Source organism: Microcystis sp. BLCC-F209, assembly GCF_041928595.1.
Classification (GTDB): domain Bacteria; phylum Cyanobacteriota; class Cyanobacteriia; order Cyanobacteriales; family Microcystaceae; genus Microcystis.
The window spans coordinates 1-1,236 of the sequence record NZ_JBHFLL010000174.1 but is presented as its reverse complement, the minus strand read 5'-3'; the positions used below and the strand labels follow the sequence as shown (position 1 = coordinate 1,236).

Here is a 1,236-nt window from a genome sequence, read left to right as displayed (position 1 = left end):
TATCTCAATCTAAATCCAGTGGAAGAGAGACAATTTCAAGAAGAGATTAGCACATTTAGTCAACCCGTACAGGAGGGAGTTATGCAAATTACCACCAGTTGGATGCGTCAAGGTATTGAACTAGGTATTGAACAAGGTATCGAACAAGGTATTGAACGCGGTATCGAACAAGGTATTGAACAAGGTATTGAACGCGGTATTGAACGCGGTATTGAACGCGGTATTGAACAAGGTATTGAACAAGGTATTGAACGCGAAAAGACATTGATTCTTCGTCAACTTAAACGAAAGTTAGGGGAGATTAATCCTTTATTAGAAACTAAAATCATGCAGTTAAGTATTGATGATGTCGAAGTATTAGGAGAAGCTTTATTCGACTTCTCTACGGTTGAAGATTTAATCAATTGGTTAAATACTTTAACTGCCTAGTTTATGTTAGCGATCGCATCTTGGCAACAAATGAGAAAACGGGTTTCTTTGAGAAACCCGTTTTCTTTGAGAAACCCGTTTTCTTGTCCTTTGAGAAACCCGTTTTCTTGCAATATTAATTTCTGTTACAGGGGTATTGAAAAATTGGCGATTGTTGGGCTAAAACTGTTAGCAATAAACTTTTGCAGTTAATGTCATGACTTCTACCCTGTTGCCGAGCCTTCCTGCTGTTGACGATGTTTTGTTCGATTTCTCTCAATCTGATGGATTTTGGGCGAATTTGGCAATAGCTGTAGGTTAAGGGGGTGAGGTCATAACAATCCGTTGCCAAAACCGACTTTTCAGAATACAATACAGAAGAGTAGTCATTCATCACTCAGATTAGTTAAGATGATATTACATGACTAATAATATTGACCATGACCGCTTATTTAAGGAGTTAATCTCCACCTTTTTTGTCGAATTTATTGAGTTATTTTTTCCTCAATTAATCGATTATTTAGATAGGGACTCGATTACTTTTTTAGACAAAGAAGTATTTACCGATGTCACGGAAGGAGAAAGACATGAAAGCGATTTAGTCGCACAGGTTAAGTTTCGCGGAAAAGAATCGTTTTTTCTGATTCATGTCGAGGCGCAGGAAAGTTCCCGCAAGTGGTTTAATCGGCGAATGTTTACTTATTTTGCTCGCTTTCATGAGAAATTTGTCTTACCGATTTATCCGATTGTAATTTTTTCTTATTCAAAGCCAAAAAGAGAAGCAATTAGTCAATATGTAGTCGATTTTCCCGATTTTAAGGTCTTAGA

Annotated in this window: 2 protein-coding genes; both read left to right on the top strand. The window is 37.1% G+C overall.

Annotated features, from left to right (window positions below; all coding sequences use genetic code 11):
* The coding region (locus ACE1AQ_RS10850) for a DUF4351 domain-containing protein (RefSeq protein ID WP_374808407.1) at positions 1–429 on the top strand (429 nt) is incomplete at its 5' end.
* Between the two features lie 400 nt (positions 430–829).
* The coding region (locus ACE1AQ_RS10845; RefSeq protein ID WP_374808405.1) for an Rpn family recombination-promoting nuclease/putative transposase at positions 830–1,236 on the top strand (407 nt) is incomplete at its 3' end.